Origin of the sequence: Sorangium sp. So ce693 (genome assembly GCF_051521375.1) — a bacterium.
Classification (GTDB): domain Bacteria; phylum Myxococcota_A; class Polyangia; order Polyangiales; family Polyangiaceae; genus Sorangium; species Sorangium atrum.
Genome location: NZ_CP150347.1, coordinates 6,000,384 through 6,018,356, shown reverse-complemented (window position 1 = coordinate 6,018,356; position 17,973 = coordinate 6,000,384). Strand labels below are relative to the sequence as shown.

Genomic DNA, 17,973 nt, shown 5'->3' with positions numbered 1-17,973 from the left:
GGCCGCGGCGGTGCGCCAGCGGCTCGCCTGGTCCTGCGCGGGGGGTGCCGTGATGGGCTCCTCCCTCTCGGTCGTTGACGACGTCGCGCGCGCCCGCCGCGCCGTCTCGGTCATGTTCGTGGCGAACGGCATCGCCTTCGCGTCCTGGGCCGCGCGTGTCCCTGCGGTCCGCGAGCGGCTCGGGCTGCGCGACGGCCTGCTCGGCCTCGCCCTCCTCGGCCTCGCCTGCGGCGCGATGCTCGCCTTCCGCGCCGCCGGGCCGCTCGTCGCCCGCTTCGGGAGCCGGCGCATCACCCGGGTCTCGGCCTTGCTCCTGTGCGCGGCGCTGCCCCTGCCCGCGCTGGCCCCTTCCTTCGCCGCGCTCGTCGCGGCCCTCCTGCTGCTCGGCGTGTGCAACGGCCTCATGGACGTCGCGATGAACGCGCAGGCCGTCGAGGTCGAGCGGCGCTCCGATCGGCCCATCCTCGCGTCGGTGCACGGCATGTTCAGCCTCGGCGGGCTGATCGGGGCGGCCCTTGGCGCGCTCGCGGCCGACCGCGCGCTGTCGCCCGCGGCGCACCTCGTCGCCGTCGCCGCCGTCCTCGCCGTGGCCGTCGCGCGCGAGGGCGGGGCGCTCTCGGCCGACGCGCGCCCCGAGCCCGCGACCGCGGCCGCCCCCGGGGCCGCACGCTCGACAGGGCTCCTCCTGCTCGGCCTCGTCGCCTTCTGCTCGTCCGTGGGTGAGGGCGCGATGGCCAACTGGTCGGCCGTCTACCTCCGCGACGAGCTCCACACCACCGCGGCCTTCGCGGCGACCGGCTACGCCGCGTTCTCGCTGGCGATGCTCCTCGGGCGGTTCTCCGGGGACGGGCTGACGCAGCGGTTCGGCGCCGATAGGGTCGTGCGCGCGGCCGGCGTCGTTGTCGCGGGCGGGCTCGGCGCGGCGCTGCTCGCCAACGCCCCCATCGCCATGCTGCTCGGGTTCGGGTGCGTGGGCGCCGGCCTGTCCGTCGTGGTGCCGCTGGTCTTCCGCGCCGGGGCGAGCGCCCCCGGCGTCGCGCCCGGCAAGGCGCTGGCGACGCTCGCCACCCTGTCGTACGGCGGCTTTCTCGTCGGCCCTCCGGCCATCGGCCTGGTCTCCGATCGCCTCACCTTGCGCGGCGGCCTCGCCCTCGTCGTGGCGCTGGCCCTCGTGATCGTCGCGCTGGGCCCGGCGGTCATCCGCGGGCCCGCGCCCCGCGCCCCCGCCGCCCGCGCGCCCGCGCGCCCGCAGGCGATCAGGGCGCACTGACCGCCGGCCCTCCGCGCTGCGGGCCGCTCCCGCGCCGTGGGCCGTTCGAGCGAGCGCCGGCCCCGCGAGGCCACGTCGCGCCTCGCGGGCCGGCCGCCGCGCCCGTCAGGCGTTGATGTTCGCCTCCAGGATCGTCGGGTGGACCTTCCAGTACGCGGCGGGCTCCTTCTCCAGCTTGGACTGGAGCGCCAGGAGATCGGCTCGGAACTGGCGGAACGCCTCGGCGCCGCGCGGGTCGAGCGCGAGGTACGAGAAGTCCGTGAGGAGCTGCGTGCGGTGCACGTTCAGGTTGTAGTTGGCGTTGATGAGCCGCTGGTAGACGTCGAGCGGCTCGCGCTGGCCGTTCCTGTAGATGCGCACCGGCTGGACGTGCGTCCACGGCTGGTAGTTCCACAGCCCGGTGCCGACCACCTCGTGCTCCACCGTCACGAGATAGATGATGGCGCCGAACAGGCGCGCCGCGCTGTCGATCGTGATCTCGTCCGGGAGCAGCTTGCGGACGCCGTTCGGGACGAGGCGATCCCACTCCTCGAGCCACGCCTGGAAGCTCACGTCCTCCTGGAGCTGTCGATCGGAGTCGTAATAGACGTGCAGGTAGCGCTCCGCGTGCCTGCACATGAGCTCGAAATGCGCGATGCGGTTCGCGAGCGTCGGCGTGTCGAACCCGGCGTCGAGGAGGCCGCGGCGCTCGGCTTCCCGGACGGGATCGATGACGATCGCGTCGTACTCGGCGTAGGTCTCCTCGTACAGCTGGCACATCCCCCGGTGGGTGAAGCTGAAGGTGGTCTCGAAATCACCTCCCTTCGCCATCTGTCCCAGCGTGATGACGCGGTTGCTGAGCTGCGTGTGGTGGACGTGCGGCCAGAGCAGGCGGCGCAGGGGGTGGTCCGGCGGGAGGTCGTTGCGGGTCGCGATCGCGAGCGGCCCACCCGCAGCCAGGTGGATCCAGTTGAAGTGCCGTACGAGCGACAGGTGTGTTGTCACCGCGCACAGCGCCATCTTCTGGGCGAGCTCCCAGCGCTCGTCGCCAGGAACCGCCACGCCGAGCTCGCACTCGATGCGCGTGGCGCGGAGCCGGCGGGCGCGGTCGTCGACCTCGAACAGGACGCGCACGCCCAGCGAGCGCAGCCCCTCGTGGTGTTCGTAGCGGCCCAGCTTGCGCAGATCCCACTGGAACCCGCCCTCGGGCGCGCGCTCGAGGTAGAAGGCATACGGGCCGGCTACCGCGATGTGCCCGAGATCGACCTGACGCCGGTACTCCTCCGGGAGCAGCGGGGCGGGGAAGAGCCGCCGGTGCGCGAGCGTGTACGCCTCGTCGAGCGCCCGCCGCGGGTCGGCGTCGATCGGCGGCAATCCACGCTGCATCGGCGGAAACAGCCGGTACAGCGCGACCTGGAGCCGATAGAACCCGTCGACGACGGGCGACGCCTCGTCCGCCGGGACGCGATCGGCCACCAGGATGTTGGACACGGGGATCCCAGGAAACTGGTCGGCGAGGATCACCGGGTTGAGCCTCCGATCGCCGCGCGGCACCGGCACCGCGACGGGCTTGTTATGACGGAACTTGAGCGTCGCGATGGCGTTCCAGAACCGCTTGCGAACCGCCCAGATCGATCGCGTGAGGAGGCTGGCCTGATGTGCGCCAGCGATCGAGGGGTCGTCGCCTGTGATCCAGGGTGAAGACTGCATTGCTCTACCTCATGAGATCGGGTGGATTGACGATGCGACGCCCAGGGCTCATGCGCCCCGCTTGGACGAGGGCGGCTTCCGGGGGACAGCGCACTCCCCCGAGCGCCCGTCGACCCGCGACCACGGGGCGAACGCGTTCTTGACGCCGCGGAGCGCGGGCGCGAGCTCCGGGTGATGGCGCAGCAGGACGCTCGACATGTCATTGTCGTTGATCCAGGCCATCCCCTCGGCGGTGTAGATCTTGCTGTTGAAATCGCTGGTGAGGAACCGGTCGCTCTTGATGCGTCGGGACGCCATGAGGATGAAGATGCGGAACGCGGTGTCGCTGAACCCGAATCCCTCCGGCACGTCCTCCGAGAGCATGCCTGTCATCAGATCGACGCGGCTCACGTCGCCGTAGACCTCGCGGAGCTCGCGGGCCCACTCCTTGTTGCTCGTCATGGCCTCGAAGGACTTGACCGGCTCGAGGTGCAAGAGCGCGCGGAAGTCGTTGTACCGGGGGACGCCGCGCTCGCGGTCGCGCATGATGTCGATCGCGGCCAGATCGATGCGGGTGTTGTCGTCTCGCTCCAGGTTGCGGAGGAAGCTCGGGTAGTTGTGCAGGACCATGGCGCCGGGGTGGGCGATCCCGAAGGAATAGAGCAGGTCCGCGAGCGACAGCCCGCCGTCGATGGCGTCCCCCGTCCGGCGGCCCGAGACCTCGGGGATCGTCACGCTGCGCGCGAACGTGCCGTCGGCGATGCGCGCGAGCCGGATGTCCTCGGGCATGAGCGAGTGCATGCGATAGACGGCGACGAACTCCTCGGTCATCGCGTAGGGCGCCCCGTGGTGCTCCGTCACGGAGCCGGGGATGCCGCTCAGCACCTCGCTGCCGCTGAGCCGCCCGAACACGCGTGTGATGCGCTCCGTCGCGAGCCCCCACCAGTTCGCGTTCATGGCGATCTGCAGCGTCGGGTGCCCAAGGATCGCCGTCGTCCACTCCACGGTGTGGATCTTGGCGATGAGCGCCGTGTTGACGAGCCGCGCGGTGTGGAACAGGCAGTCTCCGTTCCAGTCCGGGTAACCCTGGCGCAGCCGGTCCACGATCGCGTTGTGCTCCTTCACGAGCAGCGTGTGGATGAGGGTGAGCCCGACCCACCACGCGTTCGAGACGTCGGCCTGCTTTCTCATGGCCGGCGAGATGAAGCCCACCGGCTGGCCATTGAACGGCATCATCTTCAGCTTGCCTCTCCCCGGCCCCTGTCGATCGTCGTCGCGCACGGACTCGAGCTCTTCCAGGCTGCTGCCGTAGATCAGGGAGCCGTCCCACCAGTGAGATGCGTGGTTGAGGTAGGTGGGGGGTCCGTCGCCGCCTCCCGGGACGCGCGTGGGGTCGGCCGGGGTGCGGCGGATCAACATCGGGTCCTCGGGCCAGCTGTCTCCGCGCTCCCTGTCGAGGGGCACCCGGAGCTCGTTGCCCTTCACGGGCGTGCCGTGGTTGAACCAGTCGCGCGTCATGAACTGGATCCACGCTGCCGCGAGGAGGTTCAGCGACGTCGCCGGGACGAACTGCCGGCGTGCGAGCAGGCGCGTGCTGACGAGCCGCGGGCTCGGCTCCAGGAGGCGCGGCTCGGGCTCGGGCTCGGTGCAGTGTAGTGGTACGTTGCGTCCGAACCGCGTCATGGCGCGGCCCATGTCCGGGTCGCCGAGATCGTTGAATGACCCGTCCGCCGTGCGCTGATTCAGCACCTCGGGGCGGAAGCACGGCGGCGGGACCGCCGCGCCGTTCGACGGAATCTGCCGCGCGTCGGCGAGGTTCTTTTGCCTGAGGACGTTGCGGAACGAGAGCAGGTTCAACACGCCGATACGTGGAGGGAGCCTGTGCCATGGGATCACGAGGTTGATCGCGTCGAACGCGATCCCCAGGATACGCGCAGGGATTTTACGCATGGTTCATCCTTCGTGGATGCCATCGAGGACGTCTCCACTGGAGCCTGCGTGCGGCTCATGGATCGCGGCCTGCTCGACGGCGTTTCTGCTCCCCGAGCGGGCTCGGGTGCCGAAACCTATCATCGCCTGCCAGGTCGGCAATCGTGTTTGGCCGCCTCGCTCGAAGGGTGGAGAGGGCAGCGCTCATGCGTCTTGAACAAGGTCGCGCGCGCGGAGGGGCGTGATCCTCTCATCGAGGTCGGGCTTGACGGACGCCCGCGGCCACGCGACCGGGGCACACAGTCATGTTCCGGCGGTCCGGCGTGGCGCGCGAGGCCGGCCACCGTGGCCGCCGGTCAGCGCTTGCGCCACACAGTCGCCAGCCAGGGCTGTTGCTCGCGCGGCCGGCCCGCCGGTCGATAGTAGTGCTCGATCTCCTCGAACCCGGCGGCGGCCACGTGCTCCCGCCACCGCTCGAGCGACCAATAACAGCCGTACCGGTCGCCCGACCACCCCTCCCGATCGTCGCCGCGCGGGTTCGAGCTGAAGAGGACGCCGCGCGGGCGGAGCGCGGCGTGGAGCTCGCGGAGCACGCGCGGCAGCTCCTTGCTCGGCACGTGGAACAGCGACGCGTTGGCGAATATCCCGTCGAAGCGCCCGGCCTCGAGGTCGAGGCGCAGGAAGTCCTGGTGGAGCACGTCGCAGCCCGCGTGCCGCCGCGCCATCTCGACGAACCGCGCGGACCCGTCGAGCCCGACCGGATTGTGCCCATCCGCGCGGAACGCCGCGAGATCGCGCCCAGGGCCACAGCCGAGATCGAGGATCGTGAACGGACCTGACCCCTCCAGCGCCGCGAGCAGCGCGGCGCGGTTCTGGGAGACGTCGTGATCGCGCGTGCCCTCCCAGAACGACAGGGCGTGATCGTCGTAGTGAGCCAGGGTCCTCTCGGTGAGCGCGGAGAGCCGGGGGGCGCTGTCGTCGTGCATGGCGGCAGTGTGGGCCGGGAGCGCCCCGCAGAAAAGGACCGCGAGGCGCTCGTGGTGCAGCCGCCGTCCGGCCCGCGTGCGCCCGGTCGGCGCTATCCCTCCGTGCGGCGCGCGCCACCCTCAGGCAGGCGCATGCGCGGACCCACGAGATCGACCCCCCATCCGTATTCCGGGCTTCTCCCTCCGATAAGCGAGGAGAGGAGAGGCGAGGGGACCGTGGAGGCACGCAGGGCGGAGGAGAGAGAAAGAGAGAGGGATGAGGGGGCGCGAGCGCTCCGTCAGGCGGCGTCCAGCCACGCCTCGAGCTCGGCGGCGAACGCCGCCGGCGCGTCGAGCATCAGCCAGTGGCTGGTCTCCGGCAGCACGACCGCCGTGAGCGCGGGCCTCAGCGCGTGCAGACTTTGCGGCCATGCGTTCGAAGGGGCGACGATGGCATGGGCGCGGGCGCCCGGCGCGGCGAGGTAGCGGTCCAGCGCGTTCACCGCCTCGAACTCCAGCAAATGCCGGGACATGCCGAGCATCCGGTCGTGCGGCGTGGCGGCGACGCGCGCCAGCACCGTCTCCCGGGTCGCGGGCGTGCTGCCCGCGAGCGCCTCGTTGAAGGTGGCAATGGCGGTGTCACGCCAGCCGTCCGCCGCGAGGGCGGCGAGGTAGGGCGGGAAGTGCTGCGCCTGGACCTCCGCCGGGATCTGCGTGAAATCCCTGGGCGGGTCCGCGAGCAGGAGGCGCGCGACCCGCTCCGGATGGGCGGCCGCGGCGGCGAGCGCCACGAGCGCGCCGTAGCTGTGGCCGACGAGCGCCACGCGGGGGAGCGCCAGGGCGTCGAGGGCCGCGAGCACGTCGGCCGCGCAGGCGGCGGGCGTGTAGTCCGCGTCGGGCGGGGGCTCCGACGCGCCGTGCCCCCGGAGATCGAGCGCCAATGCGCGCCGTCGGCCGGCGACGTGCGCGAGCGTCGCCTCCCAGAAGCCGGCGTGGCCGACCATCCCGTGCACGAGCACGACCGGCAGCGCCTCGCGCGAGGAGCCGGCGCCTGCGTCGGGGCGAGGGACGGCGGCCGGATGATCGACGATGTGGAGCGCGCCCACAGGGCCCGCGACGGTCAGGGAAGGCATGGGCGTCTGCTACCTCGGTGTATGGGTCCGCGTGAAGGGGCCGTGTTGCGCTGCGAGGGCGGAGCGTAGGCGAGGCGCTCGTTCGAGGCAAAGGTGCTCTCCCAGGGGCGCTTCGCCCTGGGTCACGCGCAGGGCGATGTCCTCGGAGCCGAGGAGAGCCGGTCGCCGAGCCGATACGGCCCCTTCAGGAGCACGGGTTCGATGTGAACGAGCCTGCCTGTGGGGAGAGCCGCTATGCCTCGGCGCGGTGCAGCTTCTGAACGAACGCCGCGAGCCCCGGCGGTGACGACGTGAAGTGGATGCGCACGACGTCGTCGGCGCGCGCGTCGAGCTCGATCACCTTCGCGTGCAGCTCGCCGCCGAGCTGCTCGGCGAGCGGGCCGGACGGGTGGATCTGGAGGTTCGTGAAGGGCGCGGGCCGGGGATGCAGCCGCAGCACGGCGCCGAAGGGCGAGAGCCCGAGGATGAAGGCGGACTGCGGCTCGCCCTCCACCCGCTTGCCCGCGAGGCGCGCGCACACGACCGGCAGCGGCGACGAGAGCGAGAGGATCTCGACCCGCCGCTCGGGCAGGTAGAGCCGCTCGGGGTTGTCGAGGCCCAGGACCTCGTGGACCAGCACACGGTTCGAGAACCCCTTGACGGCCAGCGCGTGGCTCTGGCCGAGCAGGAGGCCCGCGCCGGCGGCGCGGCGCGTGGTGTCCGCGATCAGGATCTGGCGGCCCACCGTGCACGACTCGATGCGGGACGTCAGGTTCACCTGGGCGCCGACCACGCCGTATTTCGTGCGCGCCTCGGAGCCGATGTTGCCGACGACGACCGGGCCGGTGTTGAGCGCGATGCCCATCTGCAGCGTCGGCAGGCCCTCGGCGCTGTTCTTCTCGTTCACCGCGTCCATCGCCATCTGCATCTCCAGCGCGCAGGCGACCGCGCGGCGGGTGTCGTCGCCCGCCGGGAACGGCGCGCCGAAGAGCGCGAGGATCGCGTCGCCGATGAACTCGATGATCGTGCCGCCGCGCGCGACGATGATGCGCGCCATCTCGCCGAGGTAGCCGTTCAGGAGCCGCATGACGACGTCGGGCGGCATGTTCTCGGTCATCGTCGTGAAGCTGCGGAGGTCCGTCATCATGATGGTCACCTCGCGCTCCTCGCCGCCGAGGAGCTGGGCCTCGGGCGAGGAGAGCAGGCGGTTCACCACGTCGTCGCTCAGGTAGCGGCCGAACGTCTTGCGGATGAACTCGCTCTTGACCGACAGCTCCGCCGCGAGCTGCGAGAGCTGCTCGCGCGAGCGCTTCAGCGTGAGCTGCGTGTCGAGCCGCCCGAGCAGGATGTCGAAGTCGATCGGCTTCGTCACGTGGTCGTTGGCGCCGAGCTTGAGCGATTCGACAACGTCCTCGCTCGCGCCGCGCGTGGTCACCATGATCACCGGGAGCTCGGCCTGCGACCGGCTCTGGCGCAGGGCCGAGAGCACGCCGAGGCCGCTGATGCCGGGCATGTTCACGTCGAGCAGCACGGCGTCGAAGCGCTCGCGCGCGGCCAGCCCCAGCGCGCGGGGTCCATCCTCGGCGGACGCGGTGCGGTAGCCGTTGTTCTGCAGCACCCGACAGAGGACGTCGCGGTTGCCTCGGCTGTCGTCGACAACGAGGATGGTGCCGCGCCCGCTGCCCTCGATCTCGGCGTGGACAGCGGGCTCCTCGTGCGGAGAGGGGATGCTGACCTTCACGCTCGAGGGCGCGTCCTCGTCGCCGTTCTCCATCGCCTGCACGATGGTGAGCAGCTTGCGCGACGCGAGCTCGATGTTGCGGATGTCCTCGATGTGCTGCGGCGCGACCTTGCCCTGCAGCGACGCCACGAGCAGGCGCGTGTAGCCGAGGATCTGGTTGATGGGCGTGTACGGATCGTGGCCTCCGCCGTGCGGCTCGTGGAGCCGCTGCGGCTCGCGCCCCGCGGACGGCCTGGCCGACGCCGCCGGCTGGTGCGCGGCGGGCAGCCCGCCGGTCGCCGTGCGCTTGCCCGGCGACGAGGCCGGCGCGTGGCCGCGGCCGGCGTCTTCGTGGCGCGACGCCTCCGGGATCCGCGAGCTCGGCGGTTCGGGCGGCTGGGTCGCTGGCGCAGCGGGGGAGCCCTCGGACGGGTCCCACCGATCGAACGGATCCTGCAAGGTATAGCCGGCGCGCGCCGCGGCGGCGGCCGCGGCGGTCGGCCGCTCTCGCCAGCCGCGCGCCTCCTGCGACGCATACGCGCCGTGCGGAGAGAGCGGGACGCTCGGTCGATCCCGCCGCACGCGCGCGTCGGCCGGGAAATGGCTGCCGCGCGCCGGGGGCGGCGCGTGCTGCTGAGGAGGCGGGAGGGTGCTGCCCCCGCGGTTCGATGCGGGCGCCGGCGGCAGGGCGCTGCCGCTGCCGGCGCTGCTCCGTGTCAGGGGCGGCGCCGACGGCAGGGCGCTGCTGCTGCTGGCGCTGGCGCGCGACGGGATCGTCTCTGGCGGGGTCCCTCGCGACGGCACGGGGCTGACCGTTGCCTTTTTGGGCGCGTCCTTGTCGGAGGGGGATCGGCTCATGGTTCCGGCGATTCTACGCCTGCGCGCGTAGACGCAACCATGGATGACACCTGCGCTTCATTTTTTATCGCACCCCTACGCATCAGCTTCAGTCTCGGCGCGGGTGGATTTCCTCCGCCGGCGTACGCGCGAGCTCCGTGGGCGTCCAGGCCGTCCTCGGCTGGGTGAACTCTTTCAGTGAGCCGGCACCCAGAAGACGAGAGGCTTCAATCCTCCTCCAGGGGACAACCCGCCTGTCGCGGCGCGTGATCCAGGGAGGCGCGAGCGCGCCCGCGTGGAGCTGGACAGGCCCGCCCTCCGATGTCGGACGATGTCGACCCCCAATGGGTCTCGCCCCGTCCACGTGACTCCCGCGCTGGATTGAAGACCCGAGCGCCACCCTCCATGCTGCCCGGACGGTGGTTGTGGAGGCCAAATGAAAGACTTTTTTCGAAGTCAAGAGGCGATGAGCCCTCGCGCCCCCCCGGCGGGCTCACCCGACGCCGCGAGGTGAGCCCATGGATGAAGCCGCAGCGGATCGCGGGCCATGGCCGCACGACAGGCACGCTTGTTCCCGCGCTCCCCACCTGATGATCGGGTGGCCTACCTTCAACTCCGTTGTTCGGCGCCGCCGCTCGCGGCGACGGGCGCCCTCGACCGGCTGGACGAAGCTGGCGCTCGACATGCGCTCATCCGCCGACATCAGCGCACGGTGGATGTCCGTCCCCGTGGCCGTATCGCATAGGAGTTCTCCGCGGCCCCTGGGCTCCTGGGGGATGCAAGAGACGGGTTGGCTTCAATGTGCGCGGGTGCGCGACGCGCACCTAGAACTGCCTAGAGCTGACTAGAGCTGACACACGTGGCGGACGTGGCGGAGAGCACTTTGTTTCTCTTGCAGAGGCAATGAAGGCGTCGTAGTGATCTATTTACGCCATTCGGGCGATTTTCGGCTGGAGCTGACGGAACCACCGGCTCGAGCTTGTGCGAGTGCGAGAAGGAGTAGCAGAGGTATGCCCCTGCACACCGGACAGATGGTGACGCCTTCGCTGAGGCTCGTGCGCATCCTCCGGCGCGGCGGGATGGGGAGCATCTGGGTTGCCGATCGGCTTCCGCTGAAGGCTCAGGTAGCCGTGAAGTTCATGTCGCCCGAGTACGCGGACGACCCGGGCTACGTCGAGCGGTTCCGGCGAGAGGCGGTCGCTGCGGCGCAGATCACGAGCCCGCACGTCGCGCAGGTCCTCGATCACGGCTTGACGGCGGAGGGCATGCCGTACATCGCGATGGAGCTCCTCCGCGGCGAGGACCTGAGGACCCGTATCAGCCGCCAGGGCCGGCTGCCGCTCGGCGAGGTGGCGCGTATCGTGGCGCAAGCGGCCAAGGCGCTGGGGCAGGCGCACCGGCTCGGCATCGTCCACCGCGACATCAAGCCGGACAACCTGTTCCTGACCCAGGTGGACGGGGAGATCTTCGTCAAGGTGCTTGACTTCGGTATCGCCAAGCGGGTCCGGGACCTGCGGGTCACCTCGACGGGGAACGTGGTCGGGACGCCGCTCTACATGAGCCCGGAGCAGCTCGTCACCCCGCGGGATCTCGATTTCCGTGCGGATCTCTGGTCGCTCGGCGTCGTTGCCTATCATGCGATGACGGGGCGGACCCCGTTCTCCGGAGAGACGCTCGCGGCGCTCACGCTCGCCGTGCACAGGGGGCGGTTCACGCCGCCCAGCGCGCACCGGATCGACGTGCCGGCCGCCGTCGACGAATGGATGGCGAGGGCCCTTCAGCAGGATCCGAGCGCGCGCTTCGGGTCGGCGAAGGAGATGGCCGACGCGCTGGAGCGGGCGCTGTCGTCGCGCAAGTGGGGCACCGAGACGCCGGCTCCGGCGGGCGCGGAGAGCGTGGTCGAGGCGCCGCCCGTGAGCTCGCAGGACGGCGTGGTCACCCGGCGCAACCCTGTCATGACGTCCCCGTCGATACCGGTCGTGGAGGCGGATCTCTGCGAGGACGACGGCGGCGATGGCACGACCGCGGTCCTGGGCACGGCGTCGGGCCGCAAGAAGCGCAAGAGGCCATCCGCGCGGATGGCGGCGGCCGCCGCGCTAGGCGCCGTGCTGGCCGGCGCCAGCCTGTTCTTCGGCGTCCGGTTCGCCGCGCCCGCAGCCGACAACGCCGCGCTCGCCGCCGTCGCCCCCCGCGGCGCCGGGCTGTCGAGCTCGACCGAGGCGACGCTCCTCGCCAGCGTCGTGGAGGCGCCCCGACCGCTGCTCGCGCCGGAGCTCCAGGAGCCGGTCCAGGCCGCGGCGGCGCAGCCCGAGAGCGCGCCCGCCAGCGAGGCCTCGCGGTCGACAACGAAGAAGCAGCCCACCGCGCGGCCCGCGCGATCCCCCGGGCGGATCAAGACCGCCCCGTCCACCGGGCGGCACACCCGACGCATCAAGCCCTTTCCCCGCAACGACATCGCGATGCACCGGTAGCGCTCTCAGCGCTGCCCAGGGGAGCGCAGGCAGTGCGCGGCTGGTCGATGCGCGCGCGGCGCGCGCCCTCAGAGCGGGGTTCGATGCGATTCCTCTGCTGAGGGCCGTTGTCCTCGGCGTCGCGCCGTCGCGCGCAGCGCCTCCGCGGTCGCCTGGTCCGCGGGGAAGAACGACTCGACCGCGAGCTCGGACAGGGTGACGTCGATCGGCGTGCCGAAGACCATGGTCGTGCTGAGGAAGCTCAGGATACCGTCCTCCGTCCTGAGCCGGAGCGGCACCGCGATGGTGACCGGGTCGGGCTCGCGGGCGGGCTCAGGGCGCCTCGATACTTCCGGCGATGGATAGCGGATGAGCTCTTCGAAGAGCGTCACGAGGGCGGGATCGGAGCTCACGTCGATCTGACGGCGCAGGCGCGAGAGGAGGTGCGCGCGCCACTCGGCCGAGTTCTCGATGCGCGGCGCGAGGCCCCCTGGGTGCAGGCTCAGGCGCAGCACGTTGATCGGGGGCCGGAGGAGGGCGTCGTCGGCGCCGGCGAGGAATGGGCCGATCGCGCCGTTCGCGGCGACGAGGGTCCAGTGCCGATCGATGGCGACCGCCGGATAGGGCTCGTGGCCGGCGAGCACCAGATCGACCGCCCTGCGCGCCGCCGCGAGCGCGGGATCGCCGAGGCTGCGCTCCGGATAGAGCGGCGCGTACCCCGCCGCCACGAGGAGCTGGTTGCGGTCGCGCAAGGGCACATCGAGGCGCTCCGCCAGGTGGATCACCATCTCGCGGCTCGGCTGCGCGCGGCCGGTCTCGAGGAAGCTCAGGTGGCGTGTCGAGATGTCGGCCTCGCAGGCGAGGTCGAGCTGGCTCATTCGACGGCGCTGGCGCCACTCGCGCAGGAGACCCCCGATCGGCGGGTGTGAGCTCGTCATCGCGAGTCGACCCTAGCACGCCGGGAAATGACGCCCATTACCTGGGAGGTAATCGACCCCATGCCGAGGGCGCCCCAAGGTGAGCGGTGTCAGGGGCGCTGTGGACACCCGGCGCGCCACGCGCGTCCGCTGCCCCGCAGGTCCCGCCCACCGAGGGGCGATGAGCCCCCGACCGCAACGAAAGGAGCCCACCATGTCGTTCGTGATCTCTCCTCGCTTCCTCCGCCGCGCCCTCCTCGCCGACGCGGCCCTCAGCGGCGCCACAGGCCTCCTCATGCTCGCGGCCGCGGCGCCCCTCGCCGGCCTGACTGGCCTCCCCGAGCCGCTGTTCCGCTGGGCTGGAGCGAGCCTGCTCCCGTTCGCGGCGCTCGTCGCATGGCTCGGCACGCGCGAGCGTCCGGCCCGGGGGGCCGTCGTCGCCGTCGTCGTCGCGAACGCGCTCTGGGTCGTCGACAGCGTGCTCCTCCTCGCGCTCGGCTGGTTCGAGCCGACGGCGATCGGCTATGCGTTCGTCGCGGCGCAGGCGCTCGCCGTCGCGCTCTTCGCGGAGGCGCAGGTCATCGGGCTGCGCCGCGCGCAGGCGGCCGCCTGAGAGCGCTCATCTCCCAGGCAGGAGCCGGCCAGCACCGGCGCCGATCCACGCGAGCGCGCTGCGCGTCCGGTCCTTCGCCTCGCCTTCGATGACGTCGCCGTGGGCGACGACGACGCGCTCGAAGTCCCACGCGAGGACGTCGGCGACGCTGCGCGCCGCCGCGGCGCGGTCCCTCACGAGCACGCGCCACACGTGGTCCTGGGCGGTCTTCCTCCACACGCCGCCGACCCAGAGGAAGACCTTCATGGCGAAGCTGCGGGCCTCATGCACGTTGAAGAGGAGATCCGTCACGATGAGCGTCCGCGACCCCGCGTGCAGGAACACGTGCCCTCGGCGATCACCTGCAGCATGCCGTCATGCAAAGTCGCGCGTGATCGTTGCGTCAAGGCGCGTATCCCCAGGGACCGAAGGATGCCTACCGCCTCCGCTCGGCCCCGATGGCGGCCTGCACTGCAGGGCGGGCGCCGACGCGCTCCCTGTAGCGGCCGAGGACGGGCCATCCGCCGAGATCGACGCGCGCGAACCTCGTCCACGTCATCACGGTATAGAGGTACGCGTCCGCCACCGTGAACCGCTCGCCGAGGAGGTACGTCGTGTCCTCGAGGCGGCGCGCCACGAAGGCGAAGCGCCGGCCGAGGAGCGCCCTCGCCGCGTTCTTCTGCTCGTCCGGCGCCCTCGGCTTGAAGAGCGGCGAGAACTGCTTGTGCAGCTCGGTGCTGATGAAGCTCAGCCACTCCTGCAGCCGGTAGCGATCCAGGGTGCCGGCCGGGGGGGCGAGCCCGGACTCGGGCCTCCGATCGGCGATGTACTGCACGATCACCGGCCCCTCGGTGAGCACCTCGCCGCCCTCGATCTCGAGCGCGGGCACGTAGCCCTTGGGGTTGATCAAGGTGAAGTCGGCGCCCGACCTTGTCTTCTTCGTGCCGAGGTGGACCTGCTCGAGCTCGAACTCGAGGCCGGCCTCGCGCAGCGCGATGTGCGGAGAGAGCGAGCAGGCGCCAGGGCTGAAATAGAGCTTCATCGCGTTCTTCACAGGAGGAGCGAGAGGAGCGCGGGATCCGAACGTTACTTCAGCGTGTCGGGATCGACGCCGAGCTCCCGGAGCCTCGCCGCCAGCCGCATTGCCCGCTGCTCGGCGGACTCGGCGCGCTGCTCGGCGGACTCGGCGCGCTGCTCGGCGGACTCGGCCCGTTTCGCGAGCTCCTTGCCTGCGGGCACGAGCTCTCCCTCGGGGGTGAAGAAGCGAAGCTGCCCCTCCTCGACGCCAAGGAAGAGCTCCAGCTGAGCGCTCCAGAGCCGTCCGGAAGCATCGGGGGAGAGCGGCTCGTACTGCCCGTCGACGAGGTGGAAGCCCGAGAGCTCGAGCGTCTCCGGATGGAACCAGAAGTAGTCCGGCGTCCGGAAGACGTCCTGGTAAATCTGCTTCTTGAGGCCGCGATCGGCGCTCTCGGTGCTCTCCGAGAGCACCTCCACGATCACGTTCGGATACCGGCCGTCTTCTTCCCAGACGACCCAGCTCTTGCGCGGCCTCCGCTCGGTGCCGAGCACGACGAAGAAATCAGGGCCCCGGAAGTGCTCGGTCTTGAGCTGTCTGGGGCTGAAGTAGATGGTCAGGTTCCCCGCGGCGAAGAAGTCGGCCCGGTCCTTCCAGAAGAGCTCCAGGCTCTCGAGCAGCAGGATCATCTGGACGAGGTGCTGGTAGCTCTCCATCGGCGGCTCGTTGCTGTACAGATCGCCCGGCGGGGCGACGACGCTCGGGTCGACGATCTCCGCCGGCATCGCGAAGGCGAGGGACGTCATCCCGGAAGCCTGCCGGAGGATCCCGCCCGCAGCAAGGTCCGCGGCGTACCTCGACGTGTCCGCGTAGCCGCTCGATAGCTTGCGGATCCCGGGGACGCTCATTTCGAAATCCACCATCCGGCGGAGTCCCCGCCAGCGTGCCTGCGTTCGTCCTGTCCGGCCAGCGCAGCGTCCGTCGCTGCGGCACACCGGCGCGTGGTGGCACCGCGCGCCGCGCGCTCAAGCTCAGCTCGCTCGCGTCCGGTCGCGCGAGGGGGCCGCCCTCAGCGGCGGTGCCGGTGAGGTTTGCGGGCGCGGGAGGGGTCGCGTCGCGTCCGGTGAGGGAGGACGCTCGCGAGCCTCGGTCGTCGGGCGAGCGAGCTGCCCAGGAGAGCTGAAGCTCAACGGCCGAGCGGCGGGTCGCTCCTGCCGCATGACAGGCTGTTGCTCGACCGGGCAATGTGTTGCCTATCTCTTATCGGCGCGCCTTGAACCCCTGGTTGGGCGAGGTGTGTTTCTGGCCGCCGGGACGGGCTTTCTCGTCGAAATCGGACGACGATCACCGCTGGTCCGACGCTTGCTCAACAGCCCCGGAGCAGCGCACGGCGCGTCGCTGCGGCCCCGGACGGCCGGGCGCCGGAACCGCGGAGTTGTCGCCCACCAGCACAGAAGGAGCCTCGATGCTGCTGCATAGCAGGTTCGACCACGTCGCCAGGAACACCATCGACCACTGGATGAAGCCCGATAGCATCCACCTGTCGGCGGGTGAGCGCTGAGGTGCTGCTGGCCTGCTGCATGGCCGTCTTCGTCGCGTCCATCATCCCGAGCCCATCGATGCTGCTCGCGCTCGCCAAGGGCGCCAACCACGGCTGGGGCGCAGGGGCGCTCTCCGGGGCCGGAAACATCGCGGCGACGATCGTCCAGGCGGTCGCCTCCTACCTCATGATCCTCGAGGTCGGCGGCCTGTCGAGCTCGCTCTTGCTCGGCATGAAGCTCGTGGGGGCGCTGTACATCTTCTATATCGGCTGGACGCTGATGGGCATCGCCAGTTCCGGGAGCGACCGTGAGGTCGCGGCGCGGTCCGGGTCGTCGTGGCAGCACGTCCGCGACGGCTTCATGTTCGCCGTCGTCAACCCCAAGGCGATCGTGTTCTTCGCCGCCCTCTTTCCCCGGTTCGTGGGGCGGAGCGCGGCGGGCGGCGTGATCGCGATGGGCGTCCCGATCGTCACCATCGGCTTCGCCTGCTTCATGATCTATGTCGTGGCGGGCCGCGTGATGGTGGAGATCCTCGGGAACGGGCGGCACGTCGGGAAGATCTTCGGCATCTGCATCATGCTGTGCGCGCTCGCGCTCCTCTTCGCCCGAATCACCTGATTCGCTCGAATCGCCTGATGAACACCTCGGGGACGCGCGCTCCGCCTCGACCCTGGCGCGCCGCCTCGGCTCCGCTGCGAGGAGGCTGCAGCCTCCCAGCAGGTGGGGCACGTGCCTCGGCCGCGATGCGCCGATCTCCTGGGTCGCCTCGCTGCCGCGGCCTACACTCCCTTCGCATGTCCCCCGGATCGCCCACGCCGCCTGCCACGGCCGGCTCCGCCGCGCTGATCGAGCGCGCCCGCCGGCTCGCGACGCTCGTGCTCGCCCCTTCGGCGAACGCCACGGATCAGGCCGCGGCGGTTCCCCGAGAGCACCTCCGCGCGCTCGCGGACGCAGGTCTCCTCGGGACCGCGACGCCCGCATGCTACGGCGGCCACGGCGCCCCGCCGCAGGTCGCGCGCGAGGTCCTGGAGATCCTCGCCGGTGCCTGCGGTGTGACGGCGTTCGTCCACATGCAGCATGCCGCCGCGTGCCCGCTCATCGCGCGCGGCGACAACGAGGCGCTCAAGGAGCGCGTCCTGCCTCGTTTCGCCGCCGGCGAGCGGTTTTGCACCGTCGGCTTCTCGCACGTCCGCCGCCCGGGCCCGCCGATGGTCCATGTCGAGCCCGACGGCGACCGGTTCCGCTTCGACGGCACCGTGCCCTGGTTGACCGGCCATGGGATCGCCGACGATGCGGTCATCGCCGGCGCGCTCCCCGATGGTCGCCTGATGTACGTCCTGACGCCGCTGGAGGCGGGGAACTCCATCGAGGCATCGCCGCCGCTCCGCCTGAGCGCGATGAACGCCTCGGCCACGGTGTCGCTGACGCTGCGCGATCTGCGCGTCGGCCCCGAGCAGGTGATCACGACCCTGACGCGCGAGCAGCAGGCCGCCCGCGACGCCGCGGGCCTGCTCACGCCGTCGGCGCTCTCCCTGGGCGCCGCCGGCGCCGCCGCGGCCCTGCTCGCGGACCTGGCGGAGCGCCGCGGCAGCGCGCGCCTGGCGGACGCCGCGCGGGCGTTCGAGGAAGAGAGGGAGTCCGCCCGCGCCGAGGTCGATGCATGGGCGGACCGGCCGGACGCGGAGGGCCAGGCAGAGCACGCGGTCCGCGTTCGCGCCTGGTGCATCGATCTGGGCGTCAGGGCCGCGCACGCCGCGGTCGCTGCGACCGGAGGCAGCGCCAACCTCCTCGACCACGCCGCGCAGCGCCTCTTCCGCGAGGCGATGCTCTATTCGCTCACGGCCCAGACGCGCGATCTGCAGACAGCGACGGTGCAGCGGCTGCTCGAACGGGCGACCCGCCCCAGGTCGGGGTAACGACGGCGACCCGGCGGCTCTCGCCCGCCACCCTTGTCACC

The 17,973-nt window shown here is 71.4% G+C and carries 14 protein-coding genes; 5 read left to right on the top strand and 9 right to left on the bottom strand.

Annotated features, from left to right (window positions below; genetic code table 11):
• Window positions 1–52: 52 nt before the first annotated feature.
• The gene (locus tag WMF14_RS22515) at window positions 53–1,270 is read left to right on the top strand and encodes an MFS transporter (RefSeq protein ID WP_437804267.1); all 1,218 of its coding nucleotides are present in this window, start codon (window positions 53–55) and stop codon (window positions 1,268–1,270) included.
• A gap of 105 nt (window positions 1,271–1,375) precedes the next feature.
• On the opposite strand, the gene WMF14_RS22510 is transcribed toward WMF14_RS22515, so the two are convergent.
• The 5 genes from WMF14_RS22510 to WMF14_RS22490 all read right to left on the bottom strand — a co-directional run bounded on the left by WMF14_RS22510 (window position 1,376) and on the right by WMF14_RS22490 (window position 9,522).
• The gene (locus WMF14_RS22510; protein WP_437803517.1) at window positions 1,376–2,959 is read right to left on the bottom strand and encodes a lipoxygenase family protein; all 1,584 of its coding nucleotides are present in this window, start codon (window positions 2,957–2,959) and stop codon (window positions 1,376–1,378) included.
• Window positions 2,960–3,007: 48 nt separating this feature from the next.
• On the bottom strand, window positions 3,008–4,888 hold the full coding sequence (locus tag WMF14_RS22505) for a peroxidase family protein (RefSeq protein WP_437803516.1): 1,881 nt from the start codon (window positions 4,886–4,888) through the stop codon (window positions 3,008–3,010).
• A 335-nt stretch (window positions 4,889–5,223) separates the two neighbouring features.
• Complete coding sequence (locus WMF14_RS22500; RefSeq protein WP_437803515.1) at window positions 5,224–5,853, bottom strand: class I SAM-dependent DNA methyltransferase; 630 nt, start codon at window positions 5,851–5,853, stop codon at window positions 5,224–5,226.
• A 278-nt stretch (window positions 5,854–6,131) separates the two neighbouring features.
• Window positions 6,132–6,965, bottom strand: coding sequence for an alpha/beta fold hydrolase (locus WMF14_RS22495; protein WP_437803514.1), 834 nt, complete (start codon window positions 6,963–6,965; stop codon window positions 6,132–6,134).
• 232 nt (window positions 6,966–7,197) lie between these two features.
• Complete coding sequence (locus WMF14_RS22490) at window positions 7,198–9,522, bottom strand: adenylate/guanylate cyclase domain-containing protein (RefSeq protein ID WP_272099938.1); 2,325 nt, start codon at window positions 9,520–9,522, stop codon at window positions 7,198–7,200.
• Between the two features lie 989 nt (window positions 9,523–10,511).
• Between WMF14_RS22490 and WMF14_RS22485 the strand changes: the two genes are divergently transcribed.
• A complete protein-coding gene (locus tag WMF14_RS22485) occupies window positions 10,512–11,972 on the top strand; it encodes a serine/threonine-protein kinase (protein ID WP_437803513.1) in 1,461 nt (486 codons plus the stop codon).
• A 68-nt stretch (window positions 11,973–12,040) separates the two neighbouring features.
• Here WMF14_RS22485 and WMF14_RS22480 read toward each other — a convergent pair whose 3' ends face one another.
• A complete protein-coding gene (locus tag WMF14_RS22480) occupies window positions 12,041–12,889 on the bottom strand; it encodes a helix-turn-helix domain-containing protein (protein ID WP_437803512.1) in 849 nt (282 codons plus the stop codon).
• Window positions 12,890–13,082: 193 nt separating this feature from the next.
• Here WMF14_RS22480 and WMF14_RS22475 point away from each other — a divergent pair, with 193 nt between their 5' ends.
• Window positions 13,083–13,481 carry a hypothetical protein gene (locus WMF14_RS22475; RefSeq protein WP_437803511.1) on the top strand — a complete coding sequence of 133 codons (399 nt, stop codon included), beginning with the start codon at window positions 13,083–13,085 and terminating at the stop codon, window positions 13,479–13,481.
• A gap of 6 nt (window positions 13,482–13,487) precedes the next feature.
• On the opposite strand, the gene WMF14_RS22470 is transcribed toward WMF14_RS22475, so the two are convergent.
• The 3 genes from WMF14_RS22470 to WMF14_RS22460 all read right to left on the bottom strand — a co-directional run bounded on the left by WMF14_RS22470 (window position 13,488) and on the right by WMF14_RS22460 (window position 15,281).
• Window positions 13,488–13,805 (bottom strand): hypothetical protein, encoded by a 318-nt coding sequence (locus tag WMF14_RS22470; protein WP_437803510.1) that lies wholly within the window; start codon window positions 13,803–13,805, stop codon window positions 13,488–13,490.
• Window positions 13,806–13,896: 91 nt separating this feature from the next.
• Window positions 13,897–14,502, bottom strand: a complete 606-nt coding sequence (gene gstA / locus WMF14_RS22465; RefSeq protein WP_437803509.1) for a glutathione transferase GstA — start codon at window positions 14,500–14,502, stop codon at window positions 13,897–13,899.
• A gap of 44 nt (window positions 14,503–14,546) precedes the next feature.
• The gene (locus WMF14_RS22460) at window positions 14,547–15,281 is read right to left on the bottom strand and encodes a Uma2 family endonuclease (RefSeq protein ID WP_437804265.1); all 735 of its coding nucleotides are present in this window, start codon (window positions 15,279–15,281) and stop codon (window positions 14,547–14,549) included.
• A gap of 744 nt (window positions 15,282–16,025) precedes the next feature.
• Here WMF14_RS22460 and WMF14_RS22455 point away from each other — a divergent pair.
• Together WMF14_RS22455 and WMF14_RS22450 are read left to right on the top strand one after the other, a co-directional pair.
• Complete coding sequence (locus WMF14_RS22455) at window positions 16,026–16,634, top strand: LysE family translocator (protein ID WP_437803508.1); 609 nt, start codon at window positions 16,026–16,028, stop codon at window positions 16,632–16,634.
• Window positions 16,635–16,810: 176 nt separating this feature from the next.
• The gene (locus tag WMF14_RS22450) at window positions 16,811–17,932 is read left to right on the top strand and encodes an acyl-CoA dehydrogenase family protein (protein ID WP_437803507.1); all 1,122 of its coding nucleotides are present in this window, start codon (window positions 16,811–16,813) and stop codon (window positions 17,930–17,932) included.
• Window positions 17,933–17,973 lie beyond the last annotated feature (41 nt).

What these genes read in the sequence shown, in the direction of transcription:
- WMF14_RS22460 (WP_437804265.1), bottom strand. Translation starts at nt 15,281, where the DNA reads ATGACGTCCCTCGCCTTCGCGATGCCGGCGGAGATCGTCGACCCGAGC.
- WMF14_RS22515 (WP_437804267.1), top strand. Translation starts at nt 53, where the DNA reads ATGGGCTCCTCCCTCTCGGTCGTTGACGACGTCGCGCGCGCCCGCCGC.
- WMF14_RS22480 (WP_437803512.1), bottom strand. Translation starts at nt 12,889, where the DNA reads ATGACGAGCTCACACCCGCCGATCGGGGGTCTCCTGCGCGAGTGGCGC.
- WMF14_RS22505 (WP_437803516.1), bottom strand. Translation starts at nt 4,888, where the DNA reads ATGCGTAAAATCCCTGCGCGTATCCTGGGGATCGCGTTCGACGCGATC.
- WMF14_RS22490 (WP_272099938.1), bottom strand. Translation starts at nt 9,522, where the DNA reads ATGAGCCGATCCCCCTCCGACAAGGACGCGCCCAAAAAGGCAACGGTC.
- WMF14_RS22475 (WP_437803511.1), top strand. Translation starts at nt 13,083, where the DNA reads ATGTCGTTCGTGATCTCTCCTCGCTTCCTCCGCCGCGCCCTCCTCGCC.
- WMF14_RS22495 (WP_437803514.1), bottom strand. Translation starts at nt 6,965, where the DNA reads ATGCCTTCCCTGACCGTCGCGGGCCCTGTGGGCGCGCTCCACATCGTC.
- gstA (WP_437803509.1), bottom strand. Translation starts at nt 14,502, where the DNA reads ATGAAGCTCTATTTCAGCCCTGGCGCCTGCTCGCTCTCTCCGCACATC.
- WMF14_RS22510 (WP_437803517.1), bottom strand. Translation starts at nt 2,959, where the DNA reads ATGCAGTCTTCACCCTGGATCACAGGCGACGACCCCTCGATCGCTGGC.
- WMF14_RS22450 (WP_437803507.1), top strand. Translation starts at nt 16,811, where the DNA reads ATGTCCCCCGGATCGCCCACGCCGCCTGCCACGGCCGGCTCCGCCGCG.
- WMF14_RS22500 (WP_437803515.1), bottom strand. Translation starts at nt 5,853, where the DNA reads ATGCACGACGACAGCGCCCCCCGGCTCTCCGCGCTCACCGAGAGGACC.
- WMF14_RS22485 (WP_437803513.1), top strand. Translation starts at nt 10,512, where the DNA reads ATGCCCCTGCACACCGGACAGATGGTGACGCCTTCGCTGAGGCTCGTG.